Raw genomic sequence first — 17,276 nt, 5'->3', positions numbered from 1 at the left:
GGAACGCTGGAACGCTGGAACGCTGGAACGCTGGAACGCTGGAACGCTGGAACGCTGGAACGCTGGAACGCTGGAACGCTGGAACGCTGGAACGCTGGAACGCTGGAACGCTGGAACGCTGGAACGCAGGTTGTTGTTGACTTGGGGTCGGTCTATGCATCTGATTTAAAAGTACAAGGGCAGGCGCCTACTAATTATACACCGAAAGAAATAAAGATCCCAATTCAATGTAACGATATTAGTGCAACGGCCAATCTGACAATGCGAATTGAAGGGACTCCTTCCGCCGATGTTCCTGACGCTATTCAGTCTGATAATAAAGATGTAGGCGTTATTGTTACTGATGAACACAATGTCCCATTAACGCCGAATAATAGCAGCCGTGTTGTTCCATTTAAGCTGGATGATAGCTATCGCTCAAATGTAATATTATATGCCTATCCTGTTGGCACCACAGGGAATCCTCCTCAGGAAGGACTGTTTACAACGCTTGCTTACCTTCGGGTTGATTTTTCCTGAGACAGTTGTGCCGGATAAGCTGCGTTGTGAGTTACGTTGCTATTGATACAGGTAAGTAGGGTAATCAACGATCGTTCATGTAGAAAATCCTTCTGGGCCTTTATACCATTCACCGGCTTTGTTGAATAAATCGAACTTTTGGCCATAGTCAGGATCAGATCACCACACCCCTGATCCTGCAGCGATATCCCGTGGTCGTCCTCAACCTTATTCTGGGCTCGCTATTTCTACCATACTGATGCTCAAACGCGTTTTTCGCCTGACGCTGCGTGACTACGATGGACAGGTTGGTGAGGCTAAGGCCATGATCCGTGCCTTAAACAAAATGACGCGTACAGGGATGCCGGAAAGTGTGCGGATTGCCTGAGGAGGTCAGTGACGGGAGGCGCTTTTATCTAAATCCGATTTATTCAACAACGCCCTTGAATCAATTAGGATTTATCGCCTTGTCGTTATCGTTCCTGAAAAATAGAGTAATAGCCGGACTCTGATAAAAGGAATAGTTAAAATGAAAAAGACAGCAATCGCTTTGTCCCTTCTGTTTGTCGCTACCGGTGCAATGGCCCAGGGCGAAATGCAGCATGCAACAGATGAGACCGTTCAGGCCGCCCATACTGGCGCCGACACAGCTAAAGAAAAACTGCATCAGACCGAACATCGTACTCAGGAACAAATGAGCAAAGCGGAAAGCGACGGCTCAACCACTGACAAGATGAAGCAGGATGGTCAGAAAGCCTGGAACAATACCAAAGAAGGCAGCGAGAAGGCCTGGGATAAAACCAAACAGGGTTCTGAAAAAGCCTGGAATGGCACCAAAGAAGGTAGTCAGAAAGCCTGGGATAAAACCAAAGACGGCAGCCAAAAAGCATGGGATGCCACAAAAGAAGGCAGCACTAAGGCATGGGATAAAACCAAAGCCGGTGCCCAGGATGTGAAGAAAAGCGTCTCTGAATAATACGGTTCAACCGTTATAAATAATAAAGCCCGCGTTTATCGCGGGCTTTTGCTTTTGGTTTACTCAGTTTTATCACGCACGTCGGTGCTGGCACCGTTTTTCTGCACTGACGCAATGCCTTTTTGCGCCGCCGCCTTGCTGGAATACATTTCGCTGCGGGCGATCACCTCATGGTTGCCGGCCTTCAGCACAAAGTAATACGGTTCCTTCGTATCCTTATCGGATTTTTTGATTTCGAAATAGCCCATCACCTTCTCCTCAGTTGAGTGCACAAATGATTTTATAATCATAGGTCTTCGTGCCAGCGATGCCAGTCAGGTATTAATGTCCGTCCTGGAAGAGTAAATCCATCAGGTTATCGGTATCCATATTTTCGCCGCTCAGTTTGCGCAGCAGCATTTCACTGGCGAGAGTTTGCAGGGAAAAAACGATATCCGTCTGGACGCGTTTTATCTTACTCAGGTTTTTATCAGAATTGACCAGCGCGAGGATTTTGGTGTCGCCAGTGACCACTTCTTTCGCCGCCAGCACGATAAAAGCGTTATCTGAATCGTCGTTGCGCAGCACAAGAATATAGCGGGCCTTTTCCGCGCCCGCTAATATCGGGACCGGCTGATTTCATCGGGCATTTCGGACTCAGCTTTTGAAAACGTAGCAAGCCAGGTAACAATCGGCAAATGGAATTTACAGTAAGCCGCAAAGCAGGATGTTAAGGTTCACCAGAATGAGCCAAGTTCGGAGAGAAAGATGAAATCGGCAGTTACCCTAACGTTACTGATGCTGGCGGGGGCCGTGCAAGCCGCGCCAACCAGCCAACAACAGATGCGTCAGCATTTTACCGACACAATGGTAAAACCGTGTGAAGGTAAAAAAGCCGGAGACACGGTGACGATTACTGACCGACGTGGCGGGAAACATATGGCAATTTGCACGCTGACCGCCTTGCCTGTTGCGGAATAACGGTGGAATACCAGCAGGGTGGCGAAAGACCACCCTGTTTTTATTCAACGCTTCTGATAGCGCGGGGCAGGCACACCCGTTCTGGAGGTGGTGAACAGCGCCAGACGAGCGTGTTCGTAAGTATCCCACAAGGTAAGGTCATGCACCGGTGGCAGTGTGACCTGTTCGGCGTTATCCAGCCCGGCAAGTGCTGCATCGACCAAATCCTCCGCACTCATAACCGAATCTTCCGGTAACGTGTCGGGTGCAACACCTGACAAATCCCAGATTTCCGTCGCCGTGGCCGCAGGCAAAACCGCCTGAATGCGTACGGCACTATCGGCAAATTCTTGCTGTAGTCCACGTGTGAAGTTGACGACCCAGGCTTTGGTCGCGCTGTAGACCGCACTGCTACCGAGGGCGTGGAAGGCGAGGACCGACGCGATGTTGATCAAAGTACCGCTGTTTTGCGCGGAAAAGCGCGCCAATGCCGCGTAGCTCAGACGCATCAACGCCGTGGTGTTCAATGTATGAATAGTTTCATGCTCATCGATATCAACCGACAGAAATGCTCCCATCCGCGCCGATCCGGCATTATTCACCAGTAGCGCAACGCGGGCGTCGCTTCGCAGACGCTGCTCTACTTCGCGGATCCCGTCGTCATGGCTGAGATCGGCTTTTAAGGTCGAGACCTCAATGGCGAATTGTTGCTGCAGACGCAGCGCGAGTGACTGGAGTCGATCTTCCCGACGGGCTACCAGCAGTAAATCGTAACCGCGAGCGGCAAGGCGATCGGCATAAATGGCGCCGATCCCGGAAGAAGCGCCGGTAACGACGGCGACAGGGCGTTGTGCGTTCATGGAAGTTCCTCAGCGTAATAATATGGTTGCAAAATGAAACCAAATTCAGCATGGTTTAAATGGTTTTAATATGCAACCAATTGGCGAGGATTATTTTAGTTTTGAGGAAACTCGTGTTCGACCGGCAGCCAGGCATTACCCCATTCGGCTAACGAATCCAGCACGGGCTGGAGCGCCCGACCTTTGTCTGACAGTACGTACTCCTGCCAGGCGCTGCCATCTGAGGCGGGCCGTAATTCGAGAATACCTTCTTGCACCAGCAGCTTAAGGCGAGCAGTGAGCATGTTCCTGGCGATCCCCAGACTGCGCTGAAATTCACTAAAGCGGCGTTTGCCGTGAAAGGCATCGCGAACGATAAGCAACGACCACCAGTCGCCGATAATGTCCAGCGAGCGGGCGACAGGGCAGCAGTTTTCTTCGAGGCGGGTACGTTTCACGTGAACTCCAGATAGGGCGATAAGTTTTATTATAAAACCATTTAGCCACAAGAGAAGAGAAAATCACCAGTTTGCGGCCCACTTCCCGGTAAAGTGTCATAAATCTGTCACACTTGATTCAGTTCATTAACGCATGAGGACAAAGGGATGAGAAAAAGCGTACTGGCCGTGGCGGTTATCGGCTCAATGATGGCGGGCTTTGCGGCCCAGGCAGAAACGACGCCGGAGGGGTATCAGCTCCAGCAGGTGTTGATCATGAGCCGGCACAACCTGCGTGCGCCGCTCGCCAATAATGGCAGCGTTCTTGAACAATCCACGCCGAATAAATGGCCGGAGTGGGATGTACCCGGCGGACAGCTCACGACTAAAGGCGGCGTGCTCGAAGTGTATATGGGCCATTACATGCGGGAATGGTTGGCGGAAAAGGGGATGGTGACCACCGGTGAATGCCCGTCGCCGGATACGGTGTATGCCTACGCCAACAGCCTGCAACGCACCGTCGCCACCGCGCAGTTCTTCATTACCGGTGCGTTCCCTGGCTGTGATGTGCCGATCCATCATCAGGACAAAATGGGCACCATGGACCCGACATTCAACCCGGTGATTACCGACTCGTCAGCGGCCTTCAGCCAACAGGCAGTGAAGGCGATGGACGAAGAGCGGCAGAAAATGAACCTCGGCGAAAGCTACAAGCTGCTGGAAACGCTCGTTGATTACAAAAACTCTCCGTCCTGCAAAGAGAAGAAAGTGTGCTCCCTGACCGATGGCAAAGACACCTTCAGCGCGCCATTTGAAAAAGAACCTGGTGTCGACGGACCGCTGAAAGTGGGTAACTCACTGGTTGATGCTTTCACCCTTCAGTATTACGAAGGTTTCCCGGCCGATCAGGTGGCGTGGGGACAAATCAAAACCGACAAGCAGTGGCGCGTGCTGTCAGAGCTGAAAAATGGCTATCAGGACAGCCTGTTTACCTCGCCAGAAGTGGCCCGCAATGTGGCTGCGCCGCTGGTGAAATACATCGATAAAACACTGGTCACCAACGCCGGAAAAGGTCCAAAAGTGACGCTGCTGGTGGGGCATGACTCGAATATCGCATCGCTGTTAATGGCGCTGGATTTCAAACCGTATACGCTCCACGATCAGTACGAACGCACGCCGATTGGCGGCAAAATTGTGTTTGAACGCTGGCGTGACGCGGCCGGTAACCGCGAACTCATGAAAATCGAATATCTGTATCAGAGTACGCAGCAGTTGCGTAATGCGGATGTGCTGACGCTGCAAGCGCCGCCACAGCGTGTCACGCTGGAGCTGAAAGGTTGCCCGGTAGATGCAGACGGATACTGCCCGGTAGATAAGTTCAATGAAGTGCTGAATAACGCGGCGAAGTAAAACGCATTCTCCCCCGCCTGGCGGGGGAGTCTGTTTCAGACGTTTTTACGCTCGATGGTTTGTTCGCCCCAGAACAGCGAATCCTTATCGGTTTTCTTAAAGGCCAGCGCCAGCACTTCATCGCTGCCTTCTTCCCAGACTTTTTCAGCCAGTTTTTCGTCGTACTTAACCAGTTCGAAAATGGCCTCGGCGATTTCCGGTGAGGTGTTTCGCAAGCTCGCCCATTCACCTACGTGATGCGCTTTGGATTCCTGTGTTGGCATAGTATTCCTCCTGACAGACGTTTAGCTTTTCAGTTTGCGCGCCAGATTGGCAACGTGTTGTCCCTGATAGCGGGCAATCGCCAGTTCTTCCTGGCTGGGCTGACGCGAACCATCCCCGCCTGCAATGGTCGTCGCGCCATACGGCGTACCGCCGCGTACCTGAGAGACATCAAATAATTCCTGCGCGCCATAGCCGATCGGCACAATGACCATGCCGTGGTGGGCGAGGGTAGTCCATGTCGAGGTAATGGTTTGCTCCTGACCGCCGCCGGTGCCAGTGGAGCTAAAGACGCTGGCAAGTTTGCCGTACAATGCGCCAGATGCCCACAGGCCACCGGTTTGATCGAGGAAAGTGCGCATTTGTCCGGCCATGTTGCCGAAGCGGGTAGGCGTTCCGAAAATGATAGCGTCGTAATCCGCCAGTTCCTGCGGTGTTGCCACCGGGGCGGTATGTGTTTTGCCGCCCGATTTCGCGAAAACTTCCGCCGACATCGTTTCAGGCACGCGTTTTACCGTTACATCAACGCCATCCACCTGGTTCGCACCGTCCGCAATAGCCTGCGCCATTGTTTCGATGTGTCCATACATGGAATAAAAAAGAACCAGAATTTTTGCGTTTCCACTCATAGCCTTATTCTCCGTAATGACACTGTGTATACCCGCCATACTTCAAGCTGCATCTTTGTTGGCTGCGTTCACTCGCCCGAATCACTTAGCTTACTAAGCTCATCGGGACTCATTCTCTTGCCGCCGTGATGCGACTCGAATTATTTTGGGTATAAGGAAGATTCTCCTGAAAGTGTTGGTCACATACCGGGTCTGGTCAACTGTTGGCCGGGATTAAAGCGGCAGAGAACAAGGCGGTGGGGATTTTTTCAAATGAAACCCTGTTTCACATCTTTCCTACAAATCCTACTGTCTAAGCTATTTGTGCTGTAACAATAGTAAACAGTTACCCTCCTGAATTGTTTACAACTCAAATTTTTCTCATGTGAAACATTTTGAAAAATTATTTTAAATCAATTTTTACACTTTCCTGTGCCTCTAAAATCACTCCCACTTCACCGGATATCACCAGGGTAAAAGGATTTTTATTTGTAAGGTGTCATTCCAGGTTTCAGCTCAGGGATATTTGTACTGATATTTCCTCGACCTTTAAATATTGATCTGATGGTAATTTAATGAAATTCTCAATATCCGCGTGCTTAATTTTCTCTGCTCTGGTTCCTTCTGCCTATGCGTTAACGGGTGCCGATCTTGATGCGGCCAATGCCTATTTTACGTTGCATCCTGAAATTCAAAAGTCCGTCCCTGATGTTTACAATTTAGTCATGAGCGCGAATACGCTTGAGCAAGCCAATGATTTTCTGTCGAACAATAAGCCGTGGAATCCCGTGACAAACGATTATTGGATATTCGATCCGATCCCACGCAGCACAATCCAGAGCGTGCCAATGGTCAATCTTACCCCGGCAATCGCGCCGCCTGTCCACGTCTCAGATACTGATTCCCATAGCTATATGGATAACCAGATTGCGCCGTTAAAAACCACGCTTGATCAAGATAACCAACAAATTGCGCAGAACGTTGCAGGTATTACGCAGAACCATAATGATATTGCAGAGAACCATCACGATATCGTGAAAACGCAAGGTGAAGTTGCCGAGAATCAGGATGCTATTCACCGCACCCGTGAAGTGGTGACAGAGAACAGCGAGCATATCGCACAGAACAACGATGCTATTCACCGCACCCGTGAAGTCGTGACGGCAAATAGCAAAGCGATTATTAAGGACGAACACGATATCGAAAAGAATCAGGAAGGTCTTAAGCAGACTCATGAGCAAATCCAGCGCACCCGCGAAGTGGTTGCAGAGAACAGCGGCCATATTGCTGATAACAGCCATGAGATTGACCGCAACCATAAAGGTATCGAGCAGAATCAGGATGCGATCGTAAAAAATAGCGACACAATAAAGCAGGATGAGAAATTCATCGGCAATAACCAAAAGGCCATTACTGAAAACCGTCGTGATATTGATGCCAACGGAAATAACATCAATACCGTTCATTCCGAAGTACGTGCCACGCAAGCGCAGACGGAAAGTAATACCGGGCAAATTAATAAACTGAACAGGAATTTCAGCAACCTCAAATCTGAAGTCAATGAAAATAAAAAAGAGGCTTCAGCGGGGATTTCCGGGGCAATGGCGCAGGCCAATATTCCGCAGGTGATTCAGGGACAAACTTTTGCCATTGGCGCAGGCGTGGGTGGCTACGAAGGCGAAAACGCCGTCGCGGTAGGGATGTCGGCACGCGTATCGCAAAGCGTCATCGTCAAAGCCACCATGTCAGACGACACCCAACAAAATGTCGGCTACGGCGCAGGCGTGTCAATCGGTTGGTAATCCATTTCTATCGGGGCTAAACCCCCACAAAAATAAAATTCCGTCCTGAACGGAAATAAAGAGAGTGAATGATGATGAGCATGAAGTCTGTTGTGTCAGGTCTGCTGCTGGCTGGAACCTCGTTGTTCTGCCAGGCGGCAACACATACGCCGCACAGTTACACTGGGTATGGCGTCAGTTTCCGCATGGATAATGGCTATTTCGCCTATCTGGATGACAAGCCGTGTGCGCTGGATGAGAAAACGTCCAGCGCCACCGTTTACAGCGCCGGTTTGTACCAGGTGATTGTTTATAAAACGGGAAAAGTGGCGCTGATGAAGCAAGGGGTTTACGTCGGTAATTTACACGGCTGATGCGGGGCCAGTTAAATCGGGAAAACATTCATTAATTCAGTCGGTTGAATGTGATGGCATGCGGCAATGATTCTGTAGCAAAATGACACACTTTCCTGTGCGTTTTTTTCATAAGCCATAAGAGTCGCTTATGCGTCGCGGAGCGGCAAACTCATACTTTCCGCTGAGCGCATGTTGCAAGATATTACCGTTTACTGGAGGAATGAGAGGCTTCCACTAAGCTTAGTTCCACGCGGCGATAAACAGGCCTCTGGCCCGTCACCGCGTAGTGGAATATTCCACATCACGTAATGCAATATGATGTCTGAACAATTGATTGGAGGTCCGTAATGGCAAACCATCGTGGCGGTTCGGGTAATTTCGCCGAAGACCGTGATAGAGCATCAGAAGCAGGTCGTAAAGGTGGCCAGCACAGCGGGGGTAACTTCAAGAATGATCCTCAGCGTGCCTCTGAAGCTGGCAAAAAAGGGGGGAAAAACAGCCACGGCAGCAATCGCAATAGCTAGTGGACTGACGCCGTACGATGTGGCGACCTGAGCCCCATCAAATCCCCACCGCCGGGCTTTCCCGGCGGTTTTTTTATGCCTGCTGGTTGCAGCAGTCCGCGGTAATCTGCACACTGTTGGGCTGAATGTTATCCCGGCGGTACTATGTCCTTTCTTTCTCGCTATCAATTTTCCGTAAAGCCTCAGGAAGCGCTCCTGATTGTCATCACCATGTTCTGGGGTGGCACGTTTCTGGCGGTGCAATACGCCGTCACCATGAGCGACCCGTTCTTTTTTGTCGGACTGCGCTTCGCCACCGCGGCTATCGCCGTGGGTCTGCTCTCACTACGCTCCCTGCGTGGGTTAACGCGGCTTGAATTGAAAGCGGGCGTGATGATTGGAATCGCTATCGCGTTTGGCTACAGCCTGCAAACCTGGGGCTTACAGTCTATTTCCAGCAGTAAATCCGCCTTTATTACCGCGATGTACGTGCCGCTGGTGCCATTATTGCAATGGTTGTGCCTCGGGCGTATGCCGGGGCTGATGTCCTGCGTCGGGATTATGCTGGCGTTCATCGGCCTGATTTTACTCGCCGGGCCGGACGGAAACTTACTGGCGCTTGGTGCCGGGGAAATCATTACCCTCGCGGGGGCGCTGGCTATCGCCGCAGAAATTATTCTGATCAGCGCGTGGGCCGGGAAGGTCGATGTGCGCCGGGTCACCGTCGTGCAGCTGGCCACCGCGTCGCTGGTAGCATTTACCATGATGATCCCCGCCGGAGAATCCGTTCCGTCATTTTCACCGGGTCTGCTGGTGGTTGCCCTGGGTTTAGGGATTTTCAGCGCCATTATTCAGGTGGTGATGAACTGGGCCCAGCGCAGCGTTTCCCCGACGCGTGCGACGGTGATTTATACCGGTGAACCCGTGTGGGCGGGCATCTTTGGCCGCATGGCGGGTGAACGCTTACCGATGCTGGCCCTGCTTGGCGCGGCGTTTATCATCGCGGGCGTGTTGGTCAGCGAATTGAAATTCAAAAAGAAAAAGGCGTTACCACAGGTGGTGGAAAACGCAGAAAACAAATGTACCGCGCAGGAATAAGGAGAGCGTCATGGCTCAGGCAGCCGTAAAAAAAACCGGGAAACGTAGTCTGGCGGTGAGCGCTAAAAAAGAGGCCATTCTGACGGCAGCGCTGAACACCTTTTCTCAGTTCGGCATTCACGGCACGCGTCTTGAACAGGTGGCGGAACAGGCGGGCGTCTCGAAAACGAATCTGCTTTATTACTATCCGTCGAAAGAAGCGCTGTACGTGGCAGTCATGCGCAATATCCTCGATATCTGGCTGGCGCCGCTGCGCGCCTTTCGCGAAGAATTCACGCCGCTGGTGGCGATTGGTGAGTATATTCGCCTCAAGCTGGAAGTTTCGCGAGATTACCCGGAAGCCTCGCGCCTGTTTTGTCTTGAGATGTTGCAGGGCGCACCGCTGCTGATGGCGGAATTGACCGGGGATTTAAAATCCCTTGTGGCAGAAAAATCGGCGATCATTTCAGGCTGGGTCGCGGAGGGCAAGCTGGCGCCCATCGATCCGAACCATCTGATCTTCATGATTTGGGCCGCCACGCAGCACTATGCGGACTTCTCCACTCAGGTCGAGGCGGTCACCGGTAAAACGCTGCGTGATGAGGCGTTCTTCCAGCAAACTGTGGAAAATGTGCAGCGCATGATTATTGAAGGGATCCGTCTGCGTTAACGCGGCGGGAAAACGCAGCTCACATCGCCTTCTTCACAGGTGAGAGTGCTTTTCAGCAGTTCGATACGTTCGCGGGTTTTGTCGGTCATGCACTGGGCGTGAACCATCGGGGCGACGGAGGCGCCGTCAGCGCCGGAGGTCAAAAATGCGCAGTCGGCGTCGCGAAAGGCGAGCCACGCTTTTTGCGCGGTTACGAGCTGAGTTTTCTGTGTCGAGGTGGCGAGTTTCATCGCCTCTTTATAGGTCTGATTGAGCAAGTCATCCTGCTTTTTATATTCATTGCTGGCACACTCGTTAAGTCCCGCCTGGGACGTGGCGGATTCACAGCTGTCCGCCAGAGCGGAAGTGCTCATCAGCAGGGCGGCAGCGGCGATAATAGTCAGTTTCATCGTGTGATCTCCAAAAAAGCCCGGTGGCGTTGTCGCTTACCGGGCTTACAGGGTGATGGGGCGCATTGCCACTAATTAATCACAAGCTTAGCCGATTGTCATCAGGCTGGCGTTGCCGCCCGCCGCAGCGGTATTGACGCTCAGGGAGCGTTCAACGTACAGGCGTTCCAGCAGCAGATTAGTTTCCCCACGAGCAAAGCCCTGTACCGAGATAATCGCCCCATCGCGAGCCGCCACCTGCTGGCACAGTTCACGCAGCTGATCTGAATCACCGTGATAAATCACCGCATCAAAATCTTCGTTCACAATCTGCTCGCGTTTGGCGAAGCGAATGCGCTCGTTGACCGCTTTCGGCAACTGTTTTGCCAGCCCACGATGCAGACTTTCATCCGGCCACAGGATTTCACTGCCGACGGAGGTAACGGCGGCGAGCTGCACCAGCGCATCTTCTTCATTATCCGCAAGACACAGTACGCGTTCACGCGGCATCAAAGTCCAGGTATTGCGCTCGCCGGTTGGGCCTGGCAATAAACGCTGGGTCCCGGCCTGCGCCAGTTCGCCGTAACGATGACAAAGTGTGCTCAGTTCAGGACGACCGTTGGCCCATTCGCGCAGGGCGACCAGCGGTTGTTCCAACAGTGTTTTCAGCTGTGCATCCACCGGACGCCCGGCATCCTGACGGTTCAGCGTGGTTAATAGCGCGTTTTCCGGGCGGCTGGAGAGCAGGCGATAGAGGTACATCGGGCCGCCGGCTTTCGGACCTGTACCGGACAAACCTTCGCCGCCGAACGGCTGCACGCCGACGACCGCGCCCACCATATTACGGTTCACGTACAGGTTGCCGACGTTGGCGCTGCCGGTGACCTGGGCGATGGTTTCGTCGATGCGGGTATGCACCCCGAGGGTCAAACCGTAGCCGGAGGCATTAATCTGGGAGACCAGTGCATTAAGGTAATTGCGGTTGTAGCGCACCACGTGCAGCACCGGGCCGAACACTTCTTTTTGCAGCTCATCGAAGCTTTCCAGCTCAATCAGCGTCGGCGGCACGAAGGTGCCGGTGGCCCATTCGTGGCGGTCTTCACCGTTATCACGTGCGGCCTGGAACACCGGTCGACCTTTGCTGCGCAGGGTCTGAATGTGACGCTCGATATTGCCTTTGGCTTCGGCATCAATCACCGGGCCAATATCCGTGGTCATCCGTCCTGGGTTGCCCATTCTGCATTCCGCCATCGCACCCTTCAGCATCGTCAGGGTGTGGTCGGCGATATCGTCCTGCAAACACAGCACGCGCAGGGCAGAGCAGCGCTGCCCGGCGCTGTCGAACGCGGAGGCCAGAACGTCAATCACCACCTGTTCGGTCAGCGCAGAGGAATCAACGATCATCGCGTTCATCCCGCCGGTTTCGGCGATAAGCGGTGTCGGACGACCCTGCGGATCGAGGCGGCTGGCGATATTACGTTGCAGCAGGGTTGCCACTTCGGTGGAACCGGTAAACATCACCCCGCGCACGCGGTTGTCGGACGTGAGCTGCGCGCCGACGGTTTCACCGCGACCCGGCAGAAGCTGCACCACGCCCGGCGGTACGCCCGCTTCCAGAAGAATATTGATGCCCTGAGCGGCTATCAGCGGCGTCTGCTCGGCAGGTTTCGCCAGCACGCTGTTTCCGGCGGCGAGTGCTGCGGCGATTTGTCCGGTGAAGATGGCCAGCGGGAAGTTCCAAGGACTGATACAGACCACAGGACCAAGCGGGCGATGGGTTTCGTTGGCGAAATCATCCCGGACCTGTCCCGCGTAGTAATGCAGGAAATCCACCGCTTCACGCACTTCGGCGATAGCGTTACTGAAGGTTTTACCCGCTTCGCGCACCAGAATGCCCATTAGCTGCTGCATCTGGCCTTCCATTAATACGGCGGCACGTTCAAGAATGGCGGCACGTTCGTGCGGCGGCGTGGCGAACCAGATAGGCGCGTTATTGACCGCGTTGGTCAGTGCCTGTTCCACTTCGCGTTCGGACGCATCACGCGTATAGCCGACGATATCTTTCGGCTCAGCCGGGTTGACCACGGGCTGCATGTCGCCGTCGTCAACCGCCTGTTCCAGCATCGGCAGGGCACGCCATTTTTGCAGCGCGCTGTTAAGCAACGAAGAGGAGAGGGACGCCAGACGGTGTTCGTTAGCCAAATCCAGCCCGGCGGAGTTATCGCGGCCTTCGCCGTACAGCTCGCGTGGCAGTGGGATCTTCGGATGCGGCAGACCGGCCTGGCCTTCCTGCTGCGCCAGTTTCTCGACGGCGGAAACCGGATCAGCCACCAGTTCATCCAGCGGCAGGGTGGTATCGGCGATTCGGTTCACAAAGGAGGTGTTCGCGCCGTTTTCCAGCAGGCGACGCACCAGATACGCCAGCAGCGTTTCGTGCGTGCCCACCGGCGCATAAATACGGCATGGACGGTTCAGTTTTCCATCGGCCACTTTACCCACCACCTGCTCGTACAGCGGTTCGCCCATCCCGTGCAGGCACTGGAATTCATACTGGCCCGGATAATAGTTCTGGCCCGCCAGCTGGTAAATCGCCGCCAGGGTGTGAGCGTTGTGGGTGGCGAATTGCGGATAAATCAGGTTCGGCACCGCCAGCAATTTTTTTGCGCACGCAAGGTAGGACACGTCGGTATACACCTTGCGGGTATACACCGGATACCCTTCGAGGCCGTCCATCTGCGCACGTTTAATTTCGCTGTCCCAGTACGCGCCTTTCACCAGACGGATCATCAGGCGACGGCGGCTACGGGTAGCGAGGTCGGTCAGGTAATCAATCACCGCCGGGCAGCGTTTCTGATACGCCTGAATAACAAAGCCGATGCCGTTCCAGCCTGCCAGTTCCGGTTCGAAACAAAGTTTTTCCAGCAGATCGAGGGAGATCTCCAGGCGGTCGGCTTCTTCGGCGTCAATGTTGATGCCGATATCATACTGGCGCGCCAGCAGGGTCAGGGATTTCAGGCGTGGATACAACTCGTCCATCACACGGTCGAACTGCGCGCGGCTGTAGCGCGGGTGCAACGCCGACAGTTTAATTGAGATGCCTGGGCCTTCATAAATGCCGCGCCCGTTAGAGGCTTTACCAATCGAGTGGATTGCCTGCTGATAGGAGACCATGTACGCCTGCGCGTCGGCGGCGGTCAGCGCTGCTTCGCCGAGCATATCGTAGGAGTAGCGGAAGCCTTTATCTTCCAGCTTGCGGGCATTGGCCAGCGCTTCGGAAATGGTTTCGCCGGTAACGAACTGTTCGCCCATCAGGCGCATCGCCATGTCCACGCCTTTGCGGATCAACGGCTCGCCGCTCTTACCGATAATGCGGTTCAGCGAGCGCGACAGGCTGGCTTCGTTGTGCGTCGATACCAGTTTACCGGTGAACAGCAGGCCCCAGGTGGCGGCGTTGACGAACAGTGACGGGCTGCGGCCAATGTGCGAATGCCAGTTGCCGTTGCTGATTTTGTCGCGGATCAGCGCATCGCGGGTGGCTTTGTCCGGAATACGCAGCAGCGCTTCCGCCAGACACATCAGTGCTACGCCTTCCTGCGAGGAGAGCGAAAATTCCTGCAACAGGCTTTGCACCATACCGGCGCGACCGCTGGCGGTTTTCTGGTTACGCAATTTTTCGGCCAGCTGGTAAGCGAGGGAATGCGCTTGTTCTGCGATGCTGTGTGGCAGACGGGCCTGCTCCAGCAGCATGGGTACCGCGTCGGTTTCAGCCCGACGCCAGGCGGCCGTAATCGCAGAACGGGTCACCGATTGCGGCAGGATCTGCTCGGCAAAGTCGAGGAACGGCTGAGGCGACTCTTCGGTCTGCACCAGGCCTTCGTCGCTTTCATTCGCCGCACCTGACAGCAGGGCAGGCAATTCCGGCAACGCTTCGTCATTTTCCAGTTTTTCCAGATAATTAAAAATGGCCTGTTTAATCAGCCAATGTGGGGTGCGATCAATGCGCGTTGCCGCGCTTTTAATTCGTTCGCGCGTGGCGTCATCCAGTTTTACGCCCATGGTGGTGCTGGCCATAAAAAACTCCCTCAATATTAATTGCTGCTCTAGTTGCACAGAAATATCCATCATGTTGCAACTTTGTGCAACCGTGTTAAGTGTGACGTCGCCAGCAATCAGGAAAAGCAATGACTTGTTAAATCGTTTTAACACTGATTAAAACGTGGGGTTGATGTGATGAGTCCAGGTTTTATGCGGCGCTTAACACTTTTGCGCGGTGCAACCGTGAAAAGCGTGAGCGAGTGCAACCTATAAGAAATTGATCCTGTTGACGGGGTGTTTTATCTGTAAATGCAGTGTTAAATCGTTTGTGAATAAATTCACTATACGGCAGGATACGCTCCGCCCGTAACAAAGAGCCCATTACTTCGTTCCGGTAATAGGGATAAAAAGAGTTATTCTGGAGATTTTTTGATGGCTACTAGCACACCGATGGTGGTGACGTTTCTAATTTATATATTTGGCATGATCCTGATTGGGTTTATCGCCTGGCGTAATACCAAAAACTTTGATGACTATATTCTGGGCGGGCGTAGCCTGGGCCCATTTGTCACCGCATTATCTGCGGGTGCCTCTGACATGAGCGGCTGGCTGCTGATGGGCCTGCCGGGCGCCATTTTCATTTCTGGTATCTCTGAAAGCTGGATTGCCATTGGTCTGTGCCTTGGCGCATGGATTAACTGGAAACTGGTGGCCGGACGCCTGCGCGTTCACACCGAAGTGAACAATAACGCACTGACGCTGCCGGACTATTTCACCGGTCGTTTTGAAGATAAAAGCCGCGTGCTGCGTATTATCTCCGCGTTGGTCATTCTTCTGTTTTTCACCATCTACTGTGCGTCCGGCATTGTGGCGGGGGCACGTCTGTTCGAAAGCACCTTCGGTATGAGCTATGAAACTGCGCTGTGGGCCGGTGCGGCGGCGACCATCCTTTACACCTTCATCGGCGGCTTCCTGGCCGTGAGCTGGACCGACACCGTGCAGGCGAGCCTGATGATTTTCGCGCTGATCCTGACGCCGGTGATTGTCATTATCACCGTTGGCGGTTTCGGTGACTCGCTGGAAGTGATTAAGCAAAAGAGCATTGAAAACATCGATATGCTCAAAGGGTTGAACTTCGTGGCCATCATTTCCCTGCTGGGCTGGGGTCTGGGCTACTTCGGTCAGCCGCACATTCTGGCGCGTTTCATGGCGGCGGATTCCCACCACAGTATCGTTCATGCGCGTCGCATCAGTATGACGTGGATGATCCTGTGCCTGATGGGGGCGGTGGGCGTAGGCTTCTTTGGTATTGCCTTCTTTAATACCCATGCTGATCTGGCGGGTGCGGTAAATCAGAACGCCGAGCGCGTGTTCATCGAACTGGCGCAAATCCTGTTCAACCCGTGGGTTGCCGGTATTCTGCTTTCTGCCATTCTGGCGGCGGTGATGTCGACCCTGAGCTGTCAGCTGCTGGTGTGCTCAAGCGCGATTACCGAAGATTTGTACAAAGCGTTCCTGCGTAAAGGCGCGAGCCAGAAAGAGCTGGTGTGGGTCGGTCGCTTTATGGTTCTGGCCGTGGCGCTGGTGGCGATTGCGCTGGCCGCAAACCCTGAAAACCGCGTGCTGGGTCTGGTGAGCTACGCCTGGGCCGGTTTCGGTGCAGCGTTTGGCCCGGTGGTGCTGTTCTCCGTGCTGTGGTCCCGCATGACGCGTAACGGCGCGCTGGCCGGAATGGTCATCGGTGCGGTCACGGTTATCGTCTGGAAACAGTTCGGCTGGCTGGGCCTGTATGAAATTATCCCAGGCTTCGTGTTTGGCAGTATCGGGATTGTGGTCTTTAGCCTGCTGGGCAAAGCGCCATCTGCTTCTATGCAGAAACGCTTCGCTGAAGCGGACGCGCACTATCACTCTGCGCCGCCGTCCCGGTTACATGCCGAATAATCATTCCTGCTCTGCTAAGGCCCGCGAAAGCGGGCTTTTTTCTTGCTAATTGCCTGAAAATGCGCTGATATCTTCCGGCTAAAAAAAACAATGAGGATAGCAGGCAATGACACTAAAAATGGGGTATGCCGCCATCGCTTTGGCGTTCGCGCTCAGCGGTTGTACGGCTCCATCGCAAAAATCCGTCGCAGACACGCAAAGTTGCAAAGCGGATAACCAGATGCAGCAAACCACGCTTTATTTCGGCTTGAGCCGTCCGGCGGGGAAAGATATTACGCCTCAGGAATGGCAGCAGTTCGTGGACAATGACGTCACGCCGCGCTTTCGCGATGGGCTGACGGTGCTTGATGCACGCGGGCAATGGCTCGGTAATGACGGCAAAGTGGCCCGTGAGCAGAGCAAAGCGTTGATGCTAATCCACGGTAAAGATGCGCAGAGTGAAAGCAACATTGAAGCGCTGCGTAACGTGTATAAATCACGCTTCACGCAGGAATCGGTGATGCGGGTTGATAACCCGGTGTGCGTCCAGTTCTGATAAAAAAACGGCGGGATTATTATCCCGCCGTTTTTATTTTCG

Annotated in this window: 18 protein-coding genes and 2 pseudogenes; 12 read left to right on the top strand and 8 right to left on the bottom strand. The window is 53.6% G+C overall.

The annotated features are described in order from the left end of the window. From MUU51_RS06245 to MUU51_RS06235, 3 genes and pseudogenes are all read left to right on the top strand, one after another. The coding region (locus MUU51_RS06245) for a fimbrial protein (RefSeq protein ID WP_258967355.1) at positions 1 to 519 on the top strand (519 nt) is incomplete at its 5' end. 256 nt (positions 520 to 775) lie between these two features. Next, positions 776 to 886: pseudogene (locus MUU51_RS22175) on the top strand (IS5/IS1182 family transposase); the annotation flags it as partial. Between the two features lie 141 nt (positions 887 to 1,027). After that, positions 1,028 to 1,474 carry a KPN_00521 family repetitive protein gene (locus tag MUU51_RS06235; protein WP_159773234.1) on the top strand — a complete coding sequence of 149 codons (447 nt, stop codon included), beginning with the start codon at positions 1,028 to 1,030 and terminating at the stop codon, positions 1,472 to 1,474. A gap of 59 nt (positions 1,475 to 1,533) precedes the next feature. Here the strand turns inward: MUU51_RS06235 and MUU51_RS06230 are convergent, their stop codons facing one another. Then, positions 1,534 to 1,722 (bottom strand): YegP family protein, encoded by a 189-nt coding sequence (locus MUU51_RS06230; protein ID WP_110509847.1) that lies wholly within the window; start codon positions 1,720 to 1,722, stop codon positions 1,534 to 1,536. 73 nt (positions 1,723 to 1,795) lie between these two features. After that, positions 1,796 to 2,077, bottom strand: coding sequence for an NAD-binding protein (locus MUU51_RS06225; protein WP_258967362.1), 282 nt, complete (start codon positions 2,075 to 2,077; stop codon positions 1,796 to 1,798). A 144-nt stretch (positions 2,078 to 2,221) separates the two neighbouring features. Between MUU51_RS06225 and MUU51_RS06220 the strand changes: the two genes are divergently transcribed. Further along, the gene (locus MUU51_RS06220) at positions 2,222 to 2,434 is read left to right on the top strand and encodes a hypothetical protein (RefSeq protein ID WP_159773232.1); all 213 of its coding nucleotides are present in this window, start codon (positions 2,222 to 2,224) and stop codon (positions 2,432 to 2,434) included. 44 nt (positions 2,435 to 2,478) lie between these two features. On the opposite strand, the gene MUU51_RS06215 is transcribed toward MUU51_RS06220, so the two are convergent. Continuing rightward, positions 2,479 to 3,273, bottom strand: coding sequence for an SDR family NAD(P)-dependent oxidoreductase (locus tag MUU51_RS06215; protein ID WP_258967354.1), 795 nt, complete (start codon positions 3,271 to 3,273; stop codon positions 2,479 to 2,481). A 125-nt stretch (positions 3,274 to 3,398) separates the two neighbouring features. Beyond that, positions 3,399 to 3,710, bottom strand: a pseudogene (locus tag MUU51_RS06210) (winged helix-turn-helix transcriptional regulator); the annotation flags it as partial. Positions 3,711 to 3,857: 147 nt separating this feature from the next. On the opposite strand from MUU51_RS06210, the gene agp reads away from it, so the two are divergent. Continuing rightward, a complete protein-coding gene (gene agp / locus MUU51_RS06205) occupies positions 3,858 to 5,099 on the top strand; it encodes a bifunctional glucose-1-phosphatase/inositol phosphatase (RefSeq protein WP_258967353.1) in 1,242 nt (413 codons plus the stop codon). A 35-nt stretch (positions 5,100 to 5,134) separates the two neighbouring features. Here the strand turns inward: agp and MUU51_RS06200 are convergent, their stop codons facing one another. Then, positions 5,135 to 5,362 (bottom strand): YccJ family protein, encoded by a 228-nt coding sequence (locus tag MUU51_RS06200; RefSeq protein WP_125354743.1) that lies wholly within the window; start codon positions 5,360 to 5,362, stop codon positions 5,135 to 5,137. Positions 5,363 to 5,383: 21 nt separating this feature from the next. Continuing rightward, positions 5,384 to 5,989 carry an NAD(P)H:quinone oxidoreductase gene (wrbA, locus tag MUU51_RS06195; RefSeq protein WP_159761279.1) on the bottom strand — a complete coding sequence of 202 codons (606 nt, stop codon included), beginning with the start codon at positions 5,987 to 5,989 and terminating at the stop codon, positions 5,384 to 5,386. A gap of 554 nt (positions 5,990 to 6,543) precedes the next feature. Here wrbA and MUU51_RS06190 point away from each other — a divergent pair. The 5 genes from MUU51_RS06190 (at position 6,544) to rutR (ending at position 10,355) form a co-directional block, all read left to right on the top strand. Continuing rightward, entirely contained in the window at positions 6,544 to 7,770 is a 1,227-nt protein-coding gene (locus tag MUU51_RS06190; RefSeq protein ID WP_258967352.1) for a YadA C-terminal domain-containing protein, read from the top strand. 80 nt (positions 7,771 to 7,850) lie between these two features. Continuing rightward, on the top strand, positions 7,851 to 8,123 hold the full coding sequence (locus tag MUU51_RS06185; RefSeq protein ID WP_159773222.1) for a hypothetical protein: 273 nt from the start codon (positions 7,851 to 7,853) through the stop codon (positions 8,121 to 8,123). Positions 8,124 to 8,452: 329 nt separating this feature from the next. Beyond that, positions 8,453 to 8,629 (top strand): con-10 family general stress protein, encoded by a 177-nt coding sequence (locus MUU51_RS06180; protein WP_015964929.1) that lies wholly within the window; start codon positions 8,453 to 8,455, stop codon positions 8,627 to 8,629. A 144-nt stretch (positions 8,630 to 8,773) separates the two neighbouring features. Then, positions 8,774 to 9,706 carry a DMT family transporter gene (locus MUU51_RS06175; protein WP_258967351.1) on the top strand — a complete coding sequence of 311 codons (933 nt, stop codon included), beginning with the start codon at positions 8,774 to 8,776 and terminating at the stop codon, positions 9,704 to 9,706. A gap of 10 nt (positions 9,707 to 9,716) precedes the next feature. Further along, entirely contained in the window at positions 9,717 to 10,355 is a 639-nt protein-coding gene (gene rutR, locus MUU51_RS06170; RefSeq protein ID WP_159773218.1) for an HTH-type transcriptional regulator RutR, read from the top strand. Here rutR and MUU51_RS06165 read toward each other — a convergent pair. Continuing rightward, a complete protein-coding gene (locus MUU51_RS06165; protein WP_258967350.1) occupies positions 10,352 to 10,744 on the bottom strand; it encodes a lysozyme inhibitor LprI family protein in 393 nt (130 codons plus the stop codon). The two genes, rutR and MUU51_RS06165, sit on opposite strands and share 4 nt — an antisense overlap. An 87-nt stretch (positions 10,745 to 10,831) precedes the next feature. Further along, positions 10,832 to 14,794, bottom strand: coding sequence for a trifunctional transcriptional regulator/proline dehydrogenase/L-glutamate gamma-semialdehyde dehydrogenase (putA, locus tag MUU51_RS06160; RefSeq protein ID WP_258967349.1), 3,963 nt, complete (start codon positions 14,792 to 14,794; stop codon positions 10,832 to 10,834). A 396-nt stretch (positions 14,795 to 15,190) separates the two neighbouring features. Between putA and putP the strand changes: the two genes are divergently transcribed. Beyond that, positions 15,191 to 16,699, top strand: a complete 1,509-nt coding sequence (gene putP, locus MUU51_RS06155; protein WP_258967348.1) for a sodium/proline symporter PutP — start codon at positions 15,191 to 15,193, stop codon at positions 16,697 to 16,699. 106 nt (positions 16,700 to 16,805) lie between these two features. After that, on the top strand, positions 16,806 to 17,234 hold the full coding sequence (locus MUU51_RS06150) for a DUF3574 domain-containing protein (RefSeq protein WP_258967347.1): 429 nt from the start codon (positions 16,806 to 16,808) through the stop codon (positions 17,232 to 17,234). Positions 17,235 to 17,276 lie beyond the last annotated feature (42 nt).

Origin of the sequence: Scandinavium manionii (assembly GCF_024764775.1) — a bacterium.
GTDB classification, from domain to species: domain Bacteria; phylum Pseudomonadota; class Gammaproteobacteria; order Enterobacterales; family Enterobacteriaceae; genus Scandinavium; species Scandinavium manionii.
The sequence above is the reverse complement of the archived record's forward strand: the minus strand, read 5'-3'. Positions and strand labels throughout refer to the sequence as shown.